This is a genomic window from Acidaminococcus massiliensis (assembly GCF_900095825.1).
GTDB classification, from domain to species: domain Bacteria; phylum Bacillota; class Negativicutes; order Acidaminococcales; family Acidaminococcaceae; genus Acidaminococcus; species Acidaminococcus massiliensis.
Genome location: NZ_LT608315.1, coordinates 1,663,683 through 1,684,578, shown reverse-complemented (window position 1 = coordinate 1,684,578; position 20,896 = coordinate 1,663,683). Strand labels below are relative to the sequence as shown.

Annotated in this window: 14 protein-coding genes; 1 reads left to right on the top strand and 13 read right to left on the bottom strand. The window is 58.4% G+C overall.

Annotated elements, in window-relative coordinates; genetic code table 11:
* Nucleotides 1-249: 249 nt before the first annotated feature.
* The 7 genes from BQ2657_RS08150 to BQ2657_RS08120 form a co-directional block, all read right to left on the bottom strand.
* On the bottom strand, nt 250-1,527 hold the full coding sequence (locus BQ2657_RS08150; RefSeq protein ID WP_075580173.1) for an amidohydrolase: 1,278 nt from the start codon (nt 1,525-1,527) through the stop codon (nt 250-252).
* A 9-nt stretch (nt 1,528-1,536) separates the two neighbouring features.
* Complete coding sequence (gene mtnP / locus BQ2657_RS08145; RefSeq protein ID WP_075580172.1) at nt 1,537-2,364, bottom strand: S-methyl-5'-thioadenosine phosphorylase; 828 nt, start codon at nt 2,362-2,364, stop codon at nt 1,537-1,539.
* Nucleotides 2,365-2,369: 5 nt separating this feature from the next.
* Nucleotides 2,370-3,041, bottom strand: a complete 672-nt coding sequence (locus BQ2657_RS08140) for an HAD-IA family hydrolase (protein ID WP_075580171.1) — start codon at nt 3,039-3,041, stop codon at nt 2,370-2,372.
* Nucleotides 3,042-3,107: 66 nt separating this feature from the next.
* Nucleotides 3,108-6,431 (bottom strand): UvrD-helicase domain-containing protein, encoded by a 3,324-nt coding sequence (locus BQ2657_RS08135; RefSeq protein WP_075580170.1) that lies wholly within the window; start codon nt 6,429-6,431, stop codon nt 3,108-3,110.
* A gap of 4 nt (nt 6,432-6,435) precedes the next feature.
* On the bottom strand, nt 6,436-9,450 hold the full coding sequence (locus BQ2657_RS08130) for a PD-(D/E)XK nuclease family protein (protein ID WP_075580169.1): 3,015 nt from the start codon (nt 9,448-9,450) through the stop codon (nt 6,436-6,438).
* 54 nt (nt 9,451-9,504) lie between these two features.
* Nucleotides 9,505-10,545, bottom strand: a complete 1,041-nt coding sequence (locus tag BQ2657_RS08125) for a hypothetical protein (protein ID WP_075581035.1) — start codon at nt 10,543-10,545, stop codon at nt 9,505-9,507.
* 87 nt (nt 10,546-10,632) lie between these two features.
* Nucleotides 10,633-12,021: an SLC13 family permease gene (locus tag BQ2657_RS08120; protein ID WP_075580168.1), complete on the bottom strand. Its 1,389-nt coding sequence runs from the start codon at nt 12,019-12,021 to the stop codon at nt 10,633-10,635.
* A 125-nt stretch (nt 12,022-12,146) separates the two neighbouring features.
* On the opposite strand from BQ2657_RS08120, the gene BQ2657_RS08115 reads away from it, so the two are divergent.
* Entirely contained in the window at nt 12,147-13,163 is a 1,017-nt protein-coding gene (locus BQ2657_RS08115; protein ID WP_075580167.1) for a tetratricopeptide repeat protein, read from the top strand.
* A 37-nt stretch (nt 13,164-13,200) separates the two neighbouring features.
* On the opposite strand, the gene BQ2657_RS08110 is transcribed toward BQ2657_RS08115, so the two are convergent.
* The 6 genes from BQ2657_RS08110 to BQ2657_RS08085 form a co-directional block, all read right to left on the bottom strand.
* Complete coding sequence (locus BQ2657_RS08110; RefSeq protein WP_232709042.1) at nt 13,201-14,238, bottom strand: mechanosensitive ion channel family protein; 1,038 nt, start codon at nt 14,236-14,238, stop codon at nt 13,201-13,203.
* A gap of 83 nt (nt 14,239-14,321) precedes the next feature.
* Complete coding sequence (locus BQ2657_RS08105) at nt 14,322-15,962, bottom strand: ABC transporter ATP-binding protein (RefSeq protein WP_075580166.1); 1,641 nt, start codon at nt 15,960-15,962, stop codon at nt 14,322-14,324.
* Nucleotides 15,955-17,712 carry an ABC transporter ATP-binding protein gene (locus BQ2657_RS08100; RefSeq protein ID WP_075580165.1) on the bottom strand — a complete coding sequence of 586 codons (1,758 nt, stop codon included), beginning with the start codon at nt 17,710-17,712 and terminating at the stop codon, nt 15,955-15,957. Before BQ2657_RS08100 ends, BQ2657_RS08105 begins: the two co-directional genes overlap by 8 nt.
* A 220-nt stretch (nt 17,713-17,932) precedes the next feature.
* Nucleotides 17,933-19,102, bottom strand: a complete 1,170-nt coding sequence (locus BQ2657_RS08095) for a pyridoxal phosphate-dependent aminotransferase (protein WP_075580164.1) — start codon at nt 19,100-19,102, stop codon at nt 17,933-17,935.
* Nucleotides 19,103-19,339: 237 nt separating this feature from the next.
* The gene (locus BQ2657_RS08090) at nt 19,340-19,927 is read right to left on the bottom strand and encodes a hypothetical protein (protein WP_075580163.1); all 588 of its coding nucleotides are present in this window, start codon (nt 19,925-19,927) and stop codon (nt 19,340-19,342) included.
* Nucleotides 19,928-20,041: 114 nt separating this feature from the next.
* The gene (locus BQ2657_RS08085) at nt 20,042-20,485 is read right to left on the bottom strand and encodes a hypothetical protein (protein ID WP_075580162.1); all 444 of its coding nucleotides are present in this window, start codon (nt 20,483-20,485) and stop codon (nt 20,042-20,044) included.
* Nucleotides 20,486-20,896 lie beyond the last annotated feature (411 nt).

Here is a 20,896-nt window from a genome sequence, read left to right as displayed (position 1 = left end):
TTGTTGCTGGGGGCTGCTGCAGGAGCACCAGCCCCCAGTCGGGAGTCGGAAGTCTGTAGTCGGAAGCCCCAGGATAGAATCCGCCTGGTCAGTCGGATTCTTTTGATTATACAAGACCAGTATTGAAATGATCTTATCGTAGAATCCATTTCGTCCAGAGGTTTTACATATTCAAAAATTTGCCTGCAAATTTATCATCAGGCTCCAGACTTCAGACTCCGGACTTAAGCCGCTATGCGGCTGCCCGTTCTATTTCCCTATCATTTCCTTCAGACACTGTCCCACTTCCGCGGTGACTTTTTCCAGGTCGATGGTGGTCAGTTCCCCTTTGCGCAGCAGGAGATTTCCGTCCACCAGCACCGTATCCACATCCGCGGAAGACCCAGCGTACACCAACAGAGAAGTCCGATCGTGCCGGGGGTACCAGGCCGGGGAGGCCATATTGTATAACACGATATCCGCCTTCTGGCCCACTTCCAGCTTTCCGACATTCTTCAGCCCCACGGCTTCAGCCCCCATCCAGGTGCCCATGGCAAGGGCCTGGGAAGCCGGCACCGCCTTGGGATCCCCGGACTGGGTCTTGGCCAGCATGGCCGCCAGCCGCACTTCTTCCAGCATGTCCAGGTTGTTGTTGCTGCTGGCCCCATCGGTGCCCAGGCCTACGGTGATGCCTTTTTCCAGCATCCGGGCCACAGGAGCGATGCCGCTGGCCAGTTTCAGATTGCTCTGGGGGTTGTGGGCCACCCGGACTCCATGCCGGGCCATGATGTCCATATCTTCTTCATCCACATGGACGCAGTGGGCCGCCAGGGTCCCCCCTTCGAACATTCCCAGGCTTTCCATCAAGGCGATGGGGCTTTTGCCGTACTTTTTCCGGCAGTCTGCCACTTCCCCGGCCGTTTCCGAAAGATGCATGTGGATCTCTGCCCCCAGTTCCCGGGCCCGGGCGATGACGGATTCCAGATAATCCGGGCTGCAGGTGTAGGGAGCATGGGGACCGAACATCACCGAGATCCGGCCGTTCTGGGCCCCGTTCCAGGTCTTGTACAGTTCTGTGTTCTCCTCCAGACGGGCCGCCCCGTCCGCTGCGCTGCTGCCGGTGAGCCCTCGGGAAAGCACCGCCCGGATGCCGCTGTCCGCTGCAGCCTTGGCAGTTTCTTCCATAAAGAAATACATATCCGCAAAACAGGTGGTGCCGGTCCGGATCATCTCTGCGATGCCCAAGAGACTGCCCCAGTACACCGCCCGGCCGTCCAGTTTGGCTTCCAGGGGCCAGATCCGGTTCTGGAGCCAATCCATCAGCACCATGTCATCGGCATAGCTGCGGAACAGGGTCATGGCCACATGGGTATGGGCATTGACCCATCCAGGGACAGCCAGATGATCCCGGCCGTCCAACACTTCCCGGCCGGTAATGGGATCGGTGCCTATGTAGGCGATGGTGCTGCCGCTGATCCCAATGGAGAACCGCTTCCCCTCCCCGGGCTCCGTCAGTTCCACATCTTTCAGTACAATGTCATAGCTCATAGTGCCCTGTCATTCCTCCTTTTCGTCCCTGCCGAAAGCCTCCAGCCGGAAGCCCCCGTATTCCTTCAGGGCTTCGTGGCAATGGCAGGTCTGGGTCAGAGGACCATCCTCCTGCACATAAGCTTCGATGATGGACAGGATCTGTTTTTCCAGCCGTTCCATGGCTTCCGTCACTTCTTCGTGGGACAGGGCCCGGACCGACAGCCCTGACCCCATATTGGTCACCACCGAACAGTTGGCATAGCAGATTTCCGCTTCCCGGGCCAGGACCGCTTCCGGCATATTGGTCATGCCGGCCACATCCCCGCCCAGACAGGCGTACATCTTCACTTCCGCCGCCGTTTCGTACCGAGGTCCCTCCGTCACCACATAGGTCCCCTGCTTGCTGTGCCGGAGCCTCAGTTTCAGGAGGCAGCGGATCAGCCGTTCCCGGAGAGCCGGACAATAGGGCTGGGCAAAATCCACATGGGCCACCTGGCCGTTCTCCCCGTTAAAGAAGGTGTTCACCCGGCTCTTGGTGAAATCCAGCAGCTGGCTGGTGACCACGAAAGTCCCAGGAGGCAGTCCCCGGTTCAGGGACCCTACCGCCGTAAAGGAAAGGATCTCTGTGACCCCCAGCTTCTTCAGGGCAAAGATATTGGCCCGATAGTTGATCTTATGGGGCGGGACACTGTGGTCCAGTCCGTGCCGGGCCAGGAAGTAGATTTCATGGCCGGCGGCCGTCCCTTTCAAGCAGTGGGCACTGCCAAAAGGCGTGGCGACGGTAAGGGGAGTGAGCTGTCCGAAACAGGACGCATCCTCTACACCGGTGCCGCCGATGATCCCGATTTTGCGCAAAGCTATCACCTCTTTGGATTTGTTTCATCAAGCAGCGAAAGCAAGTCTCCCAGGTCCTGGATGGTATGATCCGGCTGGATGAACCGGTCGAAGAATTCCTGCCGGAAGGACGTCCAACCCACCTTTACGGTCCTGCATCCGGCATCCCTTCCGCTGACCAGGTCATAGGGACTGTCCCCCACGCATAGGCATTCTTCTCCCCGGAGGCCCAAAAGTTCCAAGCCCTTTTCCATGGGTTCCGGATCCGGTTTGTGGGCGGTACATTCCTGGCAGCCGATGATGCCGTCCAGATACTGCTCCAGTCCCAGGCAACGGAGCCCCCGCTGGCAGCTGGCTTTGAACTTGCTGGTGACAATGGCCATGGGCACCCCGGCAGCACGGAGCTGCTCCAAGCCTTCCTTCACACCGGGAAAAGGACGGATCAAGGAATCATGCCAGGCTGTATTGTACTGGCGGTAATAGGCCACCATCCGGTCCATCTCTTCCGGATCCGTGCAGCCGGTAATCCCAGCCAGGCCGTCCCGGAGGGGCAGGCCAAAGGTGTTGATGATGGTCTGGTCATCCACCTGATTCCCCGGGACGAAATGATCCAGGGTCTGGTGGAAGGTGGCCAAGATCAGGGGCGTGGTGTTGGCCAGCGTCCCGTCAAAGTCGAATAAGATACCGCGTATTGCCACAAAAGGCCTCCTTCGCACATACTACATCGGTCATTTTACCATGAATGGACAGAAAATTAAAGGATTTTAAAAGGTACAGAAATACCGGTAGGGACACCACTGGCAGCCCTCTTTCCGTACTGGGAACTGGTCTTCCCGGTCCCAGGCAAGGAGGTTTTCCAGGAGTGTTCCCAGCTTCTTTTCTTCCGCCTTCCGGTCCTTCAGCTCCCAGCTGCTGCAGTCCTGGAGAAAATGGAGCCTGGCCCAAGCCACTTCCTTCCCGGGATACAGTTTTTCCGCTGCCAGGGCATAGATGGCCAGCTGCCGGGTATAGCCCTGCTTCTCTTCTCCGTCCGCCGGGGGGTGGCCGGTCTTGTAATCCACGATCCCCAGCCTCCCGTCTTCCAAAGTCACCAATTTGTCCATGCTCCCCTGGAACACCACCTGACTGTCCCCAAAGACAAAAAGGGGCAGTTCGAAATCCCGCTCTGCCTGGGCAGGCAGGTCTTTCAGTTCCTGGTACAAGGGGCTGGCACAATACCGTTCCACCAGTTTCTTTCCTTCCCGGCGGAACACCTGTTTTTCAGCATCCGGATGGTCCAGCACCTCCAGGGCTTCCTCTAAAGCCGTTTCCTCCGGCACTTCCTGGAGCCGTTCCAGCACTTTGTGCACGTAGGTCCCCAGTTCGATGGCCGAGATCCGATGGTTCCCCGTACCGAACGTTTCCGGATCGAGGCCGGGCATATGCCGGAAATAATGGTAGTAAAAACTCCGGGGACAGGTATCGTATTCCAAAAGGGCACTGGCGGACAGTTCCAAGTTCCGAGGCACGGTCACCGGCTGGATCCGATCATAGACTGCCGGATCCAGGGCAAAGGTATCCGCCTCCCCTTCCTGTCTTTCCTCTGTGTCTGCCAAAATTTCCGCCACAGACAGTTCTTCCCAGTCCATCTGGTCTCCGTTGGGCCCTTCCGGAGCGAATACCCGCTGGAGGGCCTGGCCCCATTTTTCCTTTTCCGGGTCGCTGTCCTTTTGCTTCCCTTCTTTGCTTTCGTCCACGTTCACCAGATACAGGAATCTTTCCGCCCGGGTCATGGCCACATACAGCTGTCTGTGCTTTTCCGCCTTTTCCAGACGGCTCCCTTCTTCCTTCAGCCGGGCATAGACCGATGTTTCCCGGTCGTTCCCTTCCCGATCCAGCACTTTTACCCCAAAGCCTTCTTCCGGCAGGAACTGGATCCCCAATCTGTCAGGAGGATCTTTTTTGGACAGATCCGGCAGGAACACCGCCGGGAATTCCAATCCTTTGGACTTATGGATGGTCATGATCTTCACCGCATCGGGATCTGCTTCCTGATTGGCTGCACTTTCCCGGGCCGAAAGCTGGCGCATCAGGTTCAGCCGGTCCAGGAAATCCCGGGCGGTGCTGCCCTCCTCCATGGCTGCCTGGACGCCCAGGGCCCGGAGTTTCCGGAAATTGGCCAGTTTTTCCCGTCCACCCCGCTGGACCAGCAGGGTGGGTTCCACAGCGAAGCTTTCCTGGAAGCGGTCCAAAAGTTCCGGCAGGGACTGGAACTGGGCAATCTGCCGCAGTTTTTCCAATTTCTGGGCCAAGGTGCTATAGGGCTCCTCCAAACTCTGTTGGAGGCTTTCCCACAGGCTCAGTTCCGGCCAAGGCTTCAGGAGATCCGTCAGCTGCCGGTCGCTGAGCCCAGCAAAAGGAGACCGGAGGAAACCGGCCAGGGCCCAGTCCTTCCGAGGATTCAGGAGGAAAGTCAGCAAGTTGATCCAGTCCACGATTTCCTGCCGGTCATAGAAGCCTTTGCCGTCGCTGACCTGGCTCTTGATGCCCAGTGCCGTCAGAGCTTCTTCATACTGCCGGGAAAGATGGATGGCCGGCAGCAGGATGGCCATCTGGCCGTAAGGCAGATGTTCCTCTTCCCCCAGCTGCCGGATAGCCTGGGCCACGTACCGGCCTTCTGCCTGCTGACATTCTTTGGGGCTGCACTCTCCTTTTTTCAGGACGGCGAACACCGGCTTCCGGGAAGGAGGCTGATGGGCGTGGAGGGGCTGGGCCGTCACATCGGCATTGGAGTCCGTACCCAAAAGATCGTCGAATAGGGTATTGCAGGCGCGGATGATTTCCGGAGCGGAACGGAAGTTGTCATCCATGACGATGTTCCGTCCTCCGGTGGCCTCGATGGCGTCCCGGACCTGCTTGAACACGCTCACATCCGCCCCCCGGAACCGGTAGATGGACTGCTTGGCATCCCCCACCACGAACAGGTTCCGGCCCTGGAGACTCCGGCTGCTGCCTCCGCTGAGGAGATACACCATTTTTTTCTGTTCTTCATTGGTATCCTGGAATTCGTCCACCATGAGGAACTTGAACCGTTTCTTATACCGGTTGAGCACATTGGGCCGCTGCTCCAGCAAGTCCACCGCCTTGGCGGAAAGATAGCCGAAACTGTAGATTTCCCGGGTTTCCGCCGCATCCAGCAGGGCCTTGCGGAAACAGGTGAGGACCTTTTCCCAGTGCCGTGCCTGGTCCGCCCCCTGGGCATCCAAAGAAAGGGCAGCCAGCTGTTCCAAGGCGGCCCGGACTTCCTTCACCTGGTCTTTCACCTTTCCCGCTGCCGTAACCGGTTTCAGGGCTGCCAGGGCAGCGTCCCCGTCTCCCCCAGCGATCCACTGGTGGAAGGCGGCCCGCTGGCCAAACAGGTCTTCCAGTTTTTCCCGGTTTTTGGGGGATGCCTGGTCCCGGGCGGCCAGCAGGGCATCCAGGGCGGCCTCTGCGGCGATTTTGTATTCTTCTTCCCGGCCCAGGCTGGTTTCATAAGCAGCCGCCAGTCCCCCAGGCAGGGCCAGGATTTCCGGCAGCCGGTCGATGAGGGCCGTCAGGATCCTAGCCAGCTGGTCTGCTGGATACTGCTCCAAAAGTGCTGTAAGATCCGGATTCTGCTGCTGGATCCCCTGCTGGAGGAAGGCACTGGCCGTTTCTTCCCGGAATGCCCGGATCTGGTATTCTTCCTGTACGGTGAAATTGGGATCCAGTCCTGCCTCCACCGGATTTTCCCGAAGCACCTGGGAGCAGAAGCTGTCGATGGTGGTGATGGGTGCCTGGTCTGCCAGCCGGAGCTGTTCCTGCCAGTAGGTTTTGTCATCCGTAGCTTCTGCAGCCCCCAGCCGGTCCAAGATTCCTTGTTGGACCCGTTCCCGCATTTCCCGGGCAGCTTTCCGGGTAAAGGTAATGGCCAGGATCTCCTGGGCGGTGGCCTGCCGGTCCCCCAAGATCTTCAGGAACCGTTCCACCAGGACCCGGGTCTTGCCGGAACCGGCACCGGCGGATACCGATACATTCCGGTCCAGGGTCGAGATGGCTTCCTGCTGCTGATTGGTAAAACTGGCCATGGCTTCACTCCTCTTCTTTCTCTTTGTCAGCGGTCCCGTAGGGATTTTCCCGGATCCGGCACAGATCCCGGGCCGGACACCAGTCGGGACAATTCCCTTCCGGTCGGGCGGGGAAATGACCTGCCCGGATTTCCCGGACCGCCTCTTCCACCGCCTGGGCGGCTGCCTGGAGTGCCTTTTCCTTTTCCGGAGGCTTTGCTCTCTGCATCCAAGGGAAGGCCTTCTTCACGTCCTCGTTCCAGGTTCCCCCCATCCGTTCCCCGCTGCGCATCTGTACATAGCCGGCCCCCAGGATCTGCTCCTGGGAAATCGTCCCCAAGGTTTCCAGGGCCTCCAAGTAAAGGGGCAGCTGCACCGCTTTGCCCTGGAGGATTTTCTTGCCGGAAGGGGGCTGTCCTGTTTTATAATCCAGGAGGGCCCATTTCTGTCCGTTGGTGTCGATCCGGTCGATCTGACCGGAAAAGTACACTTTTTCCCCATCTATGGTTTTCGCCAGCTCCGGCCAGGGGCTGTGCTCCCGTCCGAAGCTCCATTCCACCTGGTCCGGTTTCAGCCCCAACTGGTCTCTCTCTTCATAGGCGATTTCCTTGCGGAGCCAGTTCTGCAGCCATTTGCCATACCGTTCCCGGAGATGGTCCAAAAGGGGGCTGGTGACGATTTTTCCTTCCTGGTGCATCTGGGCAAAGATGGTTCCATAGGTCCTTTCCAGTTCCTTTTCCAACTCCTCTGGGGGAAGGCCCGTCAGCCCTTCTTGGCGGTGCTTCCCCAGAAAAGCTGCCAGGGTCCGATGGATCAGATCCCCCACGCTATCCGGGGTGGGAAAAGCCGTCCGTTCCTGCCAGGGAGCCATTTTCCACAGTCGGGAAGCCAGATAAGCAAAAGGACACTGGAGCCAGTCATCCAGGGCGGAGGCGGACAGATGGAGAGGCTTTTTCACCAGGCCCGGCACCGTTCCATTCCAAGGGCTATCCGTTTCTTCCCACCGCCGGTATTCCGAGCGGGACCGTTCCGGGAAATCACTGCCTGTCTGTTCCGCCAGGAAGGCCTGTTCCCGGGGAGCCAACCGGGGCTGTTCGGCCAGGAAATCCACCAGCTGGGCCCGGCTGGCACAATGGTCCGGATCATTCTGGTACACGGTCACCGGCAGGCTGTCTGCTCCGAAAAAATTCTGGAGTTCTGTGATATAGGGGCTGGCTCCCCCTTCCTCATCGCTGTACCAGCTGAGATACAGCTCCTTGGAGGCCAGGGCTGCTGCAGAACCGAAAAAGTACCGGTCCGTATCCAGGGCCCGGGCCGTCAGATTCAGCTCCAGCCCCAGGCTGTTCAGTCCTGCCCGTTCCTGATCGTTGTAGAGCCAGCTTTCCCGTTTCACCGCAGGGAACATCCCTTCCCGGACACCCAGCAGGTACACATAGGGAAAAGAGACCCCCTGGATTTCTCCCGCCTCCCGCACAGGGATGCCCTGGGAATCGCCGGTCGTCAGGGTCAAAGGGCCCCTGTCCAAAGAATCCTTCCAGAATGTCCTGACCTCTTTCAGGGACAGGACAGCCTCTTTTTTTCCACACAGTTCCCAGGTGCGGACCAGGTCCTCCAAGGTTTCCCGGACAAACTGTTCGGTCTGGGTCAGCAGTTTCACCTGATCCAGATCCACCTTCCCTTCCTGATGGAGCCTTCCCCAGGCCTGGGGAAGCTGCCACTGGGCCAGACAGTCCAGGAATCCTTCCTGCCACTCGGCCGGAGTATGGCCGTCTTGGAGGAAATCCACCAGGTCCCAGAACCCGGTGCTTACCAGTTCCTTCCGCTGGAGGAAAAGCCGGAAGGCTTCTGCTGTGGAAAAATACAGCTGGGTATAGGAGAGATCCAGCTTTTCCCGGTCTACCTGATAGAGTACTTCCATAAGGGGACACCGGAATAGGGCCTGCCACAGGGAAAGGTTCCCTTTTTCCCCGGCTGCTGCCATGAGCTTGGTGAGAAAATCCGGCAGGGGCTGGCTCCGCAGATCCACCACCTGGGGCAGCCGGCAGGGAATGCCGTATTCGGCAAAAGACCGGACCAGACCCTGATAATCTGCCAGTTTCCGGACCAGGACCAGGATTTCTTCCGGTTTCACGCCCTGCTGGAGCCGTCCCTTGATGGAGGTGAGGGCCAGGCGGATTTCCTGTTCCTGGCTCACCCCTTCTCCCAAGTGGATATGGGGAGCTCCCGTTTCCGTCCGGGCTCCTGGCTTCCAAGCCAGGGTAAGTGCCGTCAGGTCTTCCGGTTTCGACCTCACCGGTTCTTCCTGGACGGGAGCGAATCCAGCCCCCACCAAGTCTCCGTAGATTTTTTCCGTCACTTGGCTCAGTGCCGGCCGGCCAGGGTCATAAAACAGACCTACTTCCACTTCGCAGCAGCGTCCCAGGGCCCGGAGCAGACGGAGCTGGACCGGATCGAATTGGTAAAATTCGCTGAAATAGCATTTTTTCCAGGGGATGGTCCCTCCTTCTTCCAAGGTTTCTGCCGCCCGGGTATAGATCCGGGGCAGGTCTTCCAGCCCCAGTTCCTGGAGTTTAAAGCAGTAGGCCGTGTAGAGCCGGACCAGGTCCATATCCTTGTTTTTCAGGGGCTCCTCACGATTCCAGGAAAGCAGCACCTCTTTGAAGGTCTCCGGTTCCAGGCCGTCCCTGGAAAATTCGTCGAACAGGGCTAGGAGATTGTCCCGGAAGCCGGTTTTCCCAACCAAACTGGAAAAATAGTCCAAATGGGGTTCCAGATAGTCCAGGGCTTCTTGGAGGATCTTTTTCTGAGCAGGCCGATTCACCGGCCGGAACCCGGGAGTCCCCCCGTTCCAGCGGAGGATCTCCTGGGGCAGGAAATCGATGGTGGCAGCCCGGATCACGCCCTTTTCCCGGATCTTCTGCTGAAAATACCGGTTGGGCACCAGGAACAAGGCGGAACCGTAGGGAAAGGACCGGGCCTCTTCCAGGAACCGGTCCCTCATAGATTCCCCCAGCTGGAGGCAGTGAAGGATGTTGGACATGGTTGCTCCTTTCGTGTGAAAAGGGGGGCTGCTGCATGAGCAGCAGCCCCCGGCTTACCTCGGAAACGTCAGTGCGAAGATCTTGATTTCCACCAGCCGGGTCTGGGCATTCCGGACAAAAGCCAGGATCCCCAGGGTATTCCCGTCGATGGGGGCCAGTTTGGCACAGTTCAGGTTGTCCCCCAACATCTTGGAACTGTTCAGGTTCCCCAGATACTGCCCTTCCCGGGTCCAGAATTTCAAGGTGAACCCATCGATGACCACCAGATAATGGTCCAGTACCGCCATATCGATCAGATTGTAGATGGAATCCTTGTCTGTTTGGATGGGGCTGCCATAGCTTTGGAGGGCTTTGCCCTGGGGAGTGAAGGCTTCCACCATATTGAGCCCGTTGGGTTTGATCCGGCCTCCTCCAAAGATGACACCCTTCCCGGTGATCCGTACCTGGGTCAGGCCTCCGGCAAAAGGTTTGGCCCGGTTGTGGAGAAAGGAAGGATGATTCTTTTCAAAGGCCCCATCCCGATAATCCGCCAGGGTGAAATTATCGTTGCCGTAGAGATAGGCCTGCTCATAGCCTGGAAGGAAAGCCACTCGGGTGGCGGTGGTGTTCCCCTTCAGGCTGATGATGTCATTCCCGTCCCGGAGGGTGTGGAGCCCTTTTTTCACATAGACCACATCCCCATTGCCGGCGATGTTCACGCTGAGGACCATCTTTTCCGAGATGGTGTAGGTGCCTTTTTTCCCGAAATTCCGGAAGGGGAACAGGCTCCCTTCCTGCCGCTCATAAGCCTGGACGGCTGTGCTGTCTCCATCCTGGCTCCGGAGGGCCAGATAGAATTTATCGTCCCGGATCACGAAGCTCAGGATCTTGTCCACATCGTAGCTGGTGATTTCCGGCGTGTTGAACCGCTGGAGCTGGAGCCCCAGTTTCCCCAGTTCCACTTTCTGCACCGGCTGGGGCTTCAGGTGGATGATGCGCATCTCGATATCCGTCCGGTAATTGTACCCCACCACCCCCAAGATCACCACCAGGGTCAGTACCAGGAACGTGATCTTGGACCGGAGCCAGGATCTTTTCTTTTTCTTCTCCGTCATGGGCAAAACAGCCAGCCTCCTTTGCTTCATTCCATTCAGTATACCATGGGCCTGCGGCAGGGGCAACAGGGCCCTCTGCATCGGGAGTCAACCTAGTCCAGCAAGCCAGCCCATCCCCACTGCACACAAAAGCCGCACCGCAAATACCGGCAGTCCCCGGCGGAACAGGTCCCGGGAAGAGAGGCCGGCGCCGCAGGGGATGGCCCGGATCCCGGTGGGCAGCAGGAACGCCCCGTTGAAGCCCATGACCGCAGCCATCCAGTAGGGCAGCAGGGGCAGCCCTGCATTCTGGGTATAAGAAATCACCAAAGGGACCGTCAGGGCTGCAGAAATGGTGATGCTGGAAACTTCAGAGAGGAAAGCCGCCAAGCATACGATCCCGGCAATCAGGGGCAGCCCAGGAGAAGGAGCCTGGGACGCGGTCCATTGGGCCAAGCTCCGGTTGGCTCCGGAAGCTTCCAGCAGGTTCCCCATGGCCAGCCCTCCGGCAAAAAGGATCAGGACACCCCAGATCATATGCTGCTGGGCATACTCCCAGGAAAGAAGGGGCCTTCCGTCTTCTCCCTCCAAAAAGAACAGCAAAAAGCCCAGGCTTCCGTACAGGTAGGCCGGCAGCAGGCCGGGCAGAGCCACCGCATAGAGAGGCCGCAGGAAAGATCCGGCCAGGGCCAGGGCAAAAAGTCCCAAGCAAATCTTTTCATCCCGCTTCAAGGGACCCATCCGCCTGCATTCCTGGAGGAAGTATTCCCGTGTTCCCTGGAGCTGATGGACCGGTTCCGGCAGCAGCAGCTGGACGCCCAGGGTACAGCCAGCGGACAGGAGCAGATAGGGCAGGAAATCCAGGAACCATTGGGTAAAGAGGAATTCTTGACCGGTGGCCTGCTGGTACAGGTTGGCCGCGATCACATCCATGGCTCCTCCCACAGGAGTCCCCACGCCTCCCACCGCGGCCCCGAACACGATGGCGCAGAGGATGGGCCCCGCTGCTGGATCCTTCCCTTCACAGCCGGCGGCCTTCAGCATGGCCAGGGCGGTGGGAGTGAAAACAGCCACTACCACGGCATTGGGCAGCACCACCGAAAACAGGACCGCCGCCAAGAACCATACTGTGATCTGGCTCTTCATGGTGGGCCCGATGAAAGCCAGGCAGCGCAGGGCGATCCGGTGATCCAGCCCGATCCTTTCCCAGGGAAGAGTCAACAGGGTGGCAGCAAACAGCAGCACGATGCTGCTGGAGGCATACTGGGCCAGCATCTGGTCCATGGGAGCCAAGGCAAAGAAAGCGTTGGCCACCACCGGCAGGAGAGCGGTGACCGTCAGGGCTACCGGCCGGGTGATCCACCAGAAGATCATCCACAGGGCGATCCCCATGGCCAGGCTGCCGTAAACTCCGAAGATCCCCGCCAAAAAGCACCGGGCCAGGAGCAGGAGACAGGGGCCTCCCAACAAAAAGGGTACTTTCCCATGCTGTACCATACCGCTGCCTCCCATCTATCTCAGATAGGACCATTATAACACAACGGAGGACTGCCCTCGCCTTTTTCCCCGCTATCCTGTATAATAAAGAAGATATTGCATGGAGAAATCGGAGGCTTTGCATCATGGAAGAATTGGATACCATCATCAAATCGATCACGGACAACCTGACGGGAGAATCCCAGAAGGACATCAAATATCTCCAAGGCTGCATCGAACTGTACCGGGACCATCCCCTGCACCGGGAGATCAGCCGGGCCTGCAGCCAGCTGCTGTACAAACTGATGCCGGAAGAAAGCCGGCAGCATTTTGCGGATCTGTTCAGCAAGGCCTTCGAGAAATTCCGGAAAGATCTGGAAGAAGCCCGGAAGCGCGCCGCTGTCCAGGATTTCGACGGCGCCCGGAAAGTCCTGGAGCCTCACCTTCAGGAAGCGGAACATTCGGCCCTGTTCCAGCCTGATTCAGAAGTGGAATTCCGCTCCTTTGCAGAGCCGATGGAAATGGTGGTGTACCGGCAGTTCTTCCATCCGAAGAAGAAAATCCAGCAGGCTCCCTTCCCCTTCCATCTCCTGTACCTCACCCTGGGAGAACTGGAACTGGCCCAAGGCCGGACGAAGGCAGCCCGGAAAGCCTTGGAAAAAGGATTGAAATGGGACCCGGCCAGTGCCCCGGTACGGGCCTGCTATCTGGCCGTACTGAAAGAGGAAGAAGATTGGGAAAGCTTCGGACGGGTGAACCGGGAAGCCTTCCGGCAGGCCTTCCGTCCCAAAGACCTGGCCCGTTGCTACCAAAATGAAGGAATCCTGCTGCTCCGCCGGGAAGACTGGCAGGGAGCCCGGTACGCGTTCCTCCTGAGCCTGAACTACGGAGAAACAGAGACTGTGAAAGCCCAGCTGGAAACGGCGGTCCAGAAGCTGGGAAAAGACCTGGCCCCCGCTTCCCAGGAAGAACTGACGGCGTTCGCAGAAAAACAGGGGATCCCCCTGGGCCCCAATGTGGAAATCCTCCGGCTGGCTGCCGGCGGAGCCCAGACCTGCCACCAGGCCGGACGGGAAAAAGAAGCGGAATATTACCTGGATGTGATCCGGCCTTTCTTATCGGAGAAAGATATGGAAGGGTTGAAGAAGAAGCTGGGATACTAAAAAAAGGTGCCTGCGGGCACCTTTTTTGTGTCAATGATCAATCATGTCTCACCAGCAGAGTGATCCCTTCTTCCTGGTATTTCCGGTACACCACTTTGATGAACTGGTGGCGCAGGGCGGCTTCATCCAGGATGTTCTTGATCCGCAGCACCACCTGGAACCGGATGCCGTAGTCTCCCAGCTGGTCATACCGGACCAGGGGCTGGAAGCCGGTGACCCCGTATTCGCTCTTTTCCAACACGTACTGGGCCACGCCCAAGGTCACATCTTCCACCTTCTGGAGGTCATTGCCATAGGTCACCGTAATGGGGATGGTGATGGTGCATTCCGCCAGAGGCTGCTCGTAGTTGGTCAGGTTGCTGGCAGCGATGTTCTTGTTGGGGACGATGATCATGTTCCCGGTGGCGGTCCGGATGGTGGTGTTCCGCCAGTTCATGTCCACCACTCGGCCGGATTCCCCGCTGGACAGTTTGATGTAGTCCCCCATCCGCACCTGTTTGGAAAAGATGGTGGTGATGCCGGAAAACAGGTTGGCCAGGGTATCCTGGAGGGCCAGGGCGGAAGCCAACCCGCCAGCGCCCAGAGCGGTCAAAAGGGGCGAAATGGAAATACCGTAGGAATTCAGGATGAACAGGAACCCCACCATGTATACCCCGATATCCACCACCGTGGCCAGGATGGACATGGAGGAAGACCGTTCCTCGCTTTTGGACAGCCGGGATTTCAGATAGGCCGCAATGAGATGGGCCGTAAACAAGGTGATGGTGAAGATCACCAGGCTGTGGAAGTGCATATTCAGTCCGTGGCGGACAAAGGTAGGCAGATCCAGGATGTTCTTGGTGAGGCTGCTCCCCAGCATCATCCCCAAAAGCACCGGCAGGAACCGGAAGGTGCTCTCCCATGCTTCTTTGCTGCCCCGGGTATGTTTGGAGAGAAAGGCGATGAGGCCCTTGAACACATAATGGAGGAGGACGATCCCCACGATGTTGAACAGGATGAAGGCCATCATATGCACATGGGGCCCCCCGTTCTTGAATTCCTCCATCAGCATTTTCCAAGTAAGATATCTGGGCAAAACCATCCGCTCCTTTACAATTCATTTAACAAGTGATCATTGTACACCATGGAAGGTGAAAAAGAAATGAAGAGGGGGCAAATTCACCCCATCCTGATGATCCTCTGCCCCTCCATCATCCGGGAGAAGCGGTGGGAGATGCTCAGGACGGTCCGGCCCTGGGCGGCCCGTTCCAGGGCCTTCAGCACCCTTTCTTCCGTCTGGCTGTCCAAATTGGCGGTGATTTCGTCCAAGAGCAGCAGCCGAGGCTCTTTGGCCACGGCCCGGGCGATGTTTAGCAGCTGGAGTTCCCCCTGGGAGAACAGTCCGTCGGCCATGAGGGTATCCTTCCCCTGGGGCAGCCGATCCACAGCTTCCTTCAGGCCCACCAGTTCCAGGGCCCGGTCCACCTGGTCTGAGGCAACAGAAGCATCGAAGAGAGTCACCTGGTCTGCCACCGTTCCGGGTACCGGGGAAAATTCCTGCTCCACACAGCCGTAGAGGCTGCGTTTTTCTTCTTCCGGAAGGCTCCCAGCCCGTTTCCCCATGAGGGCCGCCGTCCCCTGCTGAGGGGCATAAAGCCCCAGGAGCAGCTTGAACAGGGTGCTTTTGCCGCAGCCGCTGGGCCCCATGAGGATGGCCTGTTCCCCAGGCTCCAGGCTGCAGGAAAAATCCTTTAGGATGGGCTGGGCCGGGTCGTATCCAAAGGTCACATGGGAAAAGGCCACGGCTTTGTCTTCTAAGTCTTCCGGCAAAGGTTCCGCAGAGGCCGGTTCCCGTTCCTCTTCCCCCAAGAACTCTCCGATGTGCTGGATCCCCGCCATGGCGCTCTGGATGCTCTGGATCTCCATGCCGATGCTTTCCAGGGGCCCGAAGATCTTTCCCACGTAGGCGATGACTGCCACAGCGGACCCTACAGAAAGGCCGAACAGATCCGCCCAGGCAGGACCCAAGGCTGCTCCCACCATGATCACTGCCACCACCGCCGCCTGGGTCACCAGGATGATGGGAGAATAGACCCCGTCGAACACATTGGCCCGGTTGATGGCCCGGAAGCTGTCAGTGATCAGGGTATCGTACCGTTCTTCCATATACTGTTCCTTCCCCAGGGAATGGATGGTCCGGATATTATGGATGGTTTCCGGCACGTGGCTGTTCACCCGGCCGATGGCCCGGCGATTTTCCCGCTGGGCGGCCAGGGTCCCCTTCTGGAAATGCCGGGTAAGCACAAAAAGCAGGGGCAGCAGGAAGCAGAGGATCAGGAACAGACCCCGGCTCCGGCTCCACAGGATCCCCAAGATCCCCAGCAGCTTGCAGGCATCGGCCAGCATCCCTACGATGCCGTCAGAATACAGGGTATCGATGGTATCCCCGTCATTGACGAACACAGAGGTGGTCTGGCCGCTGGGATGACCGGTAAAATATCCGGCCGGCAGCCGGTCCAGCTTGGCACAAAGGGTGGACCGGAGTCCGTGGGTCACCTTTTGTCCAAATACGGTGATGGCCCCGTTCTGGGCCGTTTCGAAACAGTCCGACAGCACCGTAAGGCCGAGGTACAGCACCGCCAGCTGCCAAGGAATCCCCCGGCCTTCCGTCAGGCTGTCCACCGCCCGTTCCAGGACCAGCGGTGGCAAAAGAGAGGTGGCCACGGAAAGGACCACCAGCACTGCCACCAGGGCCCCAGAACGAGGATGTGTCCGGAGAGTCCCTTTGACGCTTTCCCACACAGGATTCTTCCTATTCATCCAGATCCACCCCTTCCTGCTGGAGCTTCACCAGCCGGGCATAGCCGGGCTCCTGCTGCATCAGTTCCTCATGGGTCCCGAAGCTTCCCCATCCCTGATCCAAGAACAGCACTCCGGTGAATTCCGGGAAATGGGTGAGCCGGTGGGAGATCAGCAGGATCACCCGGTCCGGAAAGGCCTGCCGCATCTGTTCCAGGATCTTCGTCTCCCCTTTCCGGTCCACAGCCGCAAAAGGATCATCCAGCACCAGCACCGACCGGGCATGGGCCAGGGTCCGGGCCAGGGCGATCCGAGCCTGCTGTCCTCCGGAAAGCCGGGTGCCTTCACTGCCCACCGGAGTATCCGCTCCCTGGGGCATGGCTGCCACTTCCTCCTTCAGGTTGGTCATCGTGAGGAATTTTTCCACGTCCACCGGGTCCCCCAAGGCGATGTTTTCCCCAATGGAAGTGCTGAGCAGCTCCGGATCATGGCCCAGGTAGGAAACCAGGCTCCGGCGCTGTTCCCGGTCCAGGGTACGGAAATCCGTTCCATTGCAGAGGATCGATCCAGTCCAGGGGACTTCCTCCAGGAAAACCTTTCCCAACAGGCTTTTGCCGCAGGCCACCGGCCCTGTGATGCCGATGATGTCTCCGGGACGGGCGGTAAAGGAGATCCCGGCAAGGCCTTCCTGCTGGCCCGGATAATGGCAGGCCAGGTCCCGGACTTCCAAGGTCACCGGTACCACCGGCCCCAGGAGACGGTTTTTTCCTTCCGGAGCGGCTGCCTGGAGGAGCGGCTTGATCCGCTGCCAGGAAACCTGGGCTTTCTGGACTGCATTGAACAGTTTGGCTGCATGGCTGGTCTTCACCGCAAGTTTGGTGAAGCAGGCCAGGAAAGTGGTGAAACTGGCGATGTTCCAGGCTTCCCAGCCGATGCCCTGGACATTCCGGGCCCCGAAATAGAAAATCACCACGGTCCCAGCCATGGCGATGGCATCGTATAAAGGCCCCAGGGCCCCTTCGAAGATATTGGCCCGGGCACTGGCCTTTTCGTAAGCAGTGAGCTGGGTTTCATAGGCGGCATCCCGGCAGCTTTCCTGGCCGTAGATCCGGTACGTCAAAGCATGGCTCACCCGGTCCAGGGTCAGGGTGTTCAGCCGGGCTTCCGTGGCCTTGTAGACCCCGTTGGCCTGGGCCACCTGTTTTTTCAGCCGGTTGGCGATCCAATAGGCCAGAGGGGTGAAGCTGCAGGCCAAAAGGGTCAGCCGCCAGTCATAAGCCAGCAGCAGCCCCAGATACACCACCATCACCACCCCGGTGTCGAAGACTTCCGTAGTGAATTTCCGCATCCCTTCTGCACAGGCGTCCACGTCCCCCATGGCCTTGGTCATCAAATTCCCCAGGTTCTCCTGCTGGAGTTCCCGGACATCCAGCCGCACCAGGCTGTGGTACAGGGTATGGCGCATGGTCCGGCTCACCCGGTTGGAGAACAGCCGGACGCTGTAGCGTTTCCCGGCCCGGGACAGCTGGACTAAGAAGATCACCCCCACATAGAGGGCCGCCAGACGGACCATGTCCCCGGCCGCAGCCTTCCCCTGGAAAATGTCATACAGGCACTGAGCCAGCTGGCCTTCGAAATAAGGCCCCGCTCCCATACCCAGGTTGTACAGGATGCCGGTTGCCGTCACCACCAAAAGGACAGCCTTCTCCTGCTCAAAATAGGAAAGGATCCGGTCCGGCCGGACCACCTCCCGGATGCTGCCTTCAAACATAAAACCGCCCCCCAGTGCTGTAATAGTGCTTCTATAGTATACAGCAAGGGAAGGCGGGGAAAGTTAAACTTTTTGAAAAAGAAAGAAGTCAGACACGGCCCTGACGGGCCTTGAGACGTCAGACGTCAGGTTTGTCCGGCTGCGCAGCAGGTCCGGACTGCTTATCACAAACAAGCTGACGTCTGAAGTCCTGAAAGGCCCGAAGGGCCGATCTGACTTCTTATTTCCTCACCGGCATCTTCTTGTAGATCCCCCTGAGCCGTTCCAGGGCTTCTTCCAGGGTTTCCCGGTTCTTGGCGAAATGGAGCCGCATGTAGCTGGTGATGTTTTCGTGGAAGAAGGCCGACCCAGGGACGGCCCCCACGCCAACGTACTTGGCCAGATCCTCACAGAATTCCGTATCGCTGGCATAGCCGAAATCGGAGATATCCACCATGATGTAATAGGCTCCCTGGGGTTCCGTGTGCTTCAGGCCAATATCCCGGAGCCCCTTCAGCATCAGATTCCGCCGGTCGGTGTACAGGTCCCGGAGCCAGGTATAATACTCATCCCCGAACCGGAGCCCGGTGACCGCTGCTTCCTGGAGAGGGGACGCCGCCCCCACGGTCAAGTAATCATGGACTTTCCGGGCTTCATCGATCACCTTCGGCGGGGCGATGATGTATCCCAGCCGCCAGCCGGTGATGGAATAGGTCTTGGACAGGGAACTGCAGGAAAGGGTCCGCTCCCGCATCCGAGGCAGAGTGGCAAAGTAGATGTGCTGGTAGGGCTTGTACACAATGTGCTCGTACACCTCATCGGTGATCACCCACACATCGTATTTCTCCGCCAGATCTGCAATGATCTGGAGTTCCTGCCGGGTGAATACCTTGCCGCAGGGGTTGGAAGGATTGCACAGGATCAGGGCCTTGGGATGCTGCCGGAAGGCAGCTTCCAGCACTTCCGGGTCGAACCGGTAATCTGGGGGCACCAGAGGTACGTAGATGGGCTCTGCCCCGCAGAGGATGGCATCGGCTCCGTAATTTTCATAGAAGGGAGAAAACACGATGACCTTATCCCCTGGGTCCGTCACCGTCATCACCGCCACCATCATGGCTTCCGTGCTGCCACAGGTGGTGACGATTTCCGTTTCCGGATCGATGTCCAGCCCAGTGAAATGCTTCTGCTTGGCCGCCAGGGCCTGACGGAAATTGGGAGCGCCCCAGGTGACGGCGTACTGGTGAGGCCCGGTAAAGGCCACCTGGCTCAGCCGTTCCTCCATCTCTTTGGGAGGATCCCAATCCGGGAACCCCTGGCTCAGGTTCACCGCATCATACTGTAAAGAAATCCGGGTCATCCGCCGGATCACCGAATCCGTAAAAGACGCCGTTCGCGAAGATAAATCAGCCATGTATCTCGTCCCTTCCTGGTGTTAATTCCTACTTGTAAAATAGTAATTAACAGTATACTCCCGGAAGAGGAGGGAGTCAATGGGATACGAAAGAAGTCAGACCGGCCTTTACAGGCCTTTCAGACGTCAGGTGTCAGCTTGTCTGCGATAAATAGTCCGGACCTGCTGCTAAGCCGAACAAATCTGACGTCTGACATCCCAAGGCCCGTCAGGGCCATGTCTGACTTCTTCTCTTCCTCACTCCGCCTGATGCACGTGGATCTCCCGGATCACGCCCTGCCTCACGGTAAAAGCCAGGGTGGTGGTTTTATTGGCGTGGTATTCATAGATGGTTTCGTCCAGTTTGGCGTGGTTCTTTGCGTTGTCTTCTTCGGGGATCTTGGGGGATTCATACCTTTTGGTCCAGACCGCATCCGCCTCACCGTACACATCGTTCAGCACTGTTTCAGCCATACCCACCTGGACCCCGTCCGGAGTGGCATCCTCCCTGTTGGTGGTCTTGATGTCCATGAGCACATAGGGCATTTCTGGACTGAAATGGACCAGCAGCAGGGTCCGAGAGGGATAGGAATATTCCATGGTCCCCCGTCCGTATTTCACCGATCGGGGCGCCCCCAATGCTTCCTCCACCTGGCTCTGGGAGATCCCGGCAGTCACCCCCGCCACCCCGGCCTGGTTTTTATAAATGGAGCAGCTGATGGTGACGGCCCCCAGATTGGACATGATCTCCGGTTCCCGGGCCAGGGCCTTCCCCCCAGCCGCCAGAGAAAGCAGCAGACAGCCGGCCAGCAGTCCCCGGCTGAGCCGCCGGTTTTTCAGCACCATGATCAAACACTTCCTGGAATGTGGTTCATCGTTCATCGTTGGTCGTTCATCATTAAGGAACCCGCCTGACGGGTTCCCTCCGTCGGCTAGAGACCAGTGCCTGCCCCGCAGGGGCTACTCCCTCCCATCGATCCGCTTCAGCTGCAGGGTGACGATATTGCCGAAATCGCATTGGTCGGCTACCAGGTCGCAGGTCACGTTCTGCTTCCCTTCCGGATCCATCTCATCGATGAACTTCAGGGCATCCCCTTCGCTCATCCATTCCCCATCGATGGCCACCGGCCCCAGGAGACAGGCCGTGAACACAATGGTCCCCTTGTTGTCCTCGTCCCCTTCCTGGTAAATGACCTGGTCCAAAGGCTCCGCCTGGGGATCCAGTTTTTTCAAGACCTTGTTGAGCCCGGCAATGGCCCCATCGATTTTGTCCATAAAAGGCCGCGCCGCCTCCGGACTCATCCGGAATTCATAGAAATCCGGCCCCTGACAGAAATTCACATACCCATAGACCGCCGTCTCCACCGTACCAAAATCCATATCTTCTGCAAGCACAAAGCTCATAATCCATACCTCCTTTTGTTTTCCTGGTTCCAGTATACCAAAAGAGGTGGGGAAAATTGGGGACAGAAAGAGAAGCTGACAGAACGACCCTGGCGGGCCTTTCAGAAATCAGATGAAAGCTTGTTGGCGATGAGCAGAATGGACCGGGATGGGCTCCCCTGCGGGCAGCCCCCACCACGTTGGAGTCAGAGATGCAATGAGGGAATCACAGAAACGAAATTGTCGAAGATTCCGTTTTCGGACCGCTGCACAATCCAACCTCCGACCTCAACTCCGTTATATCCGCCCTTTTCAAGGGCGGGGGACCAGCAGCAAGGCTGGTGGTGGGTTAGCAGCTCCGGGCTGCGTTTCCCCTCAAAAGCATCTGTCTGCGGCAGATGCTTTCCATTGGCGTGAGACGTGAGACGCTGA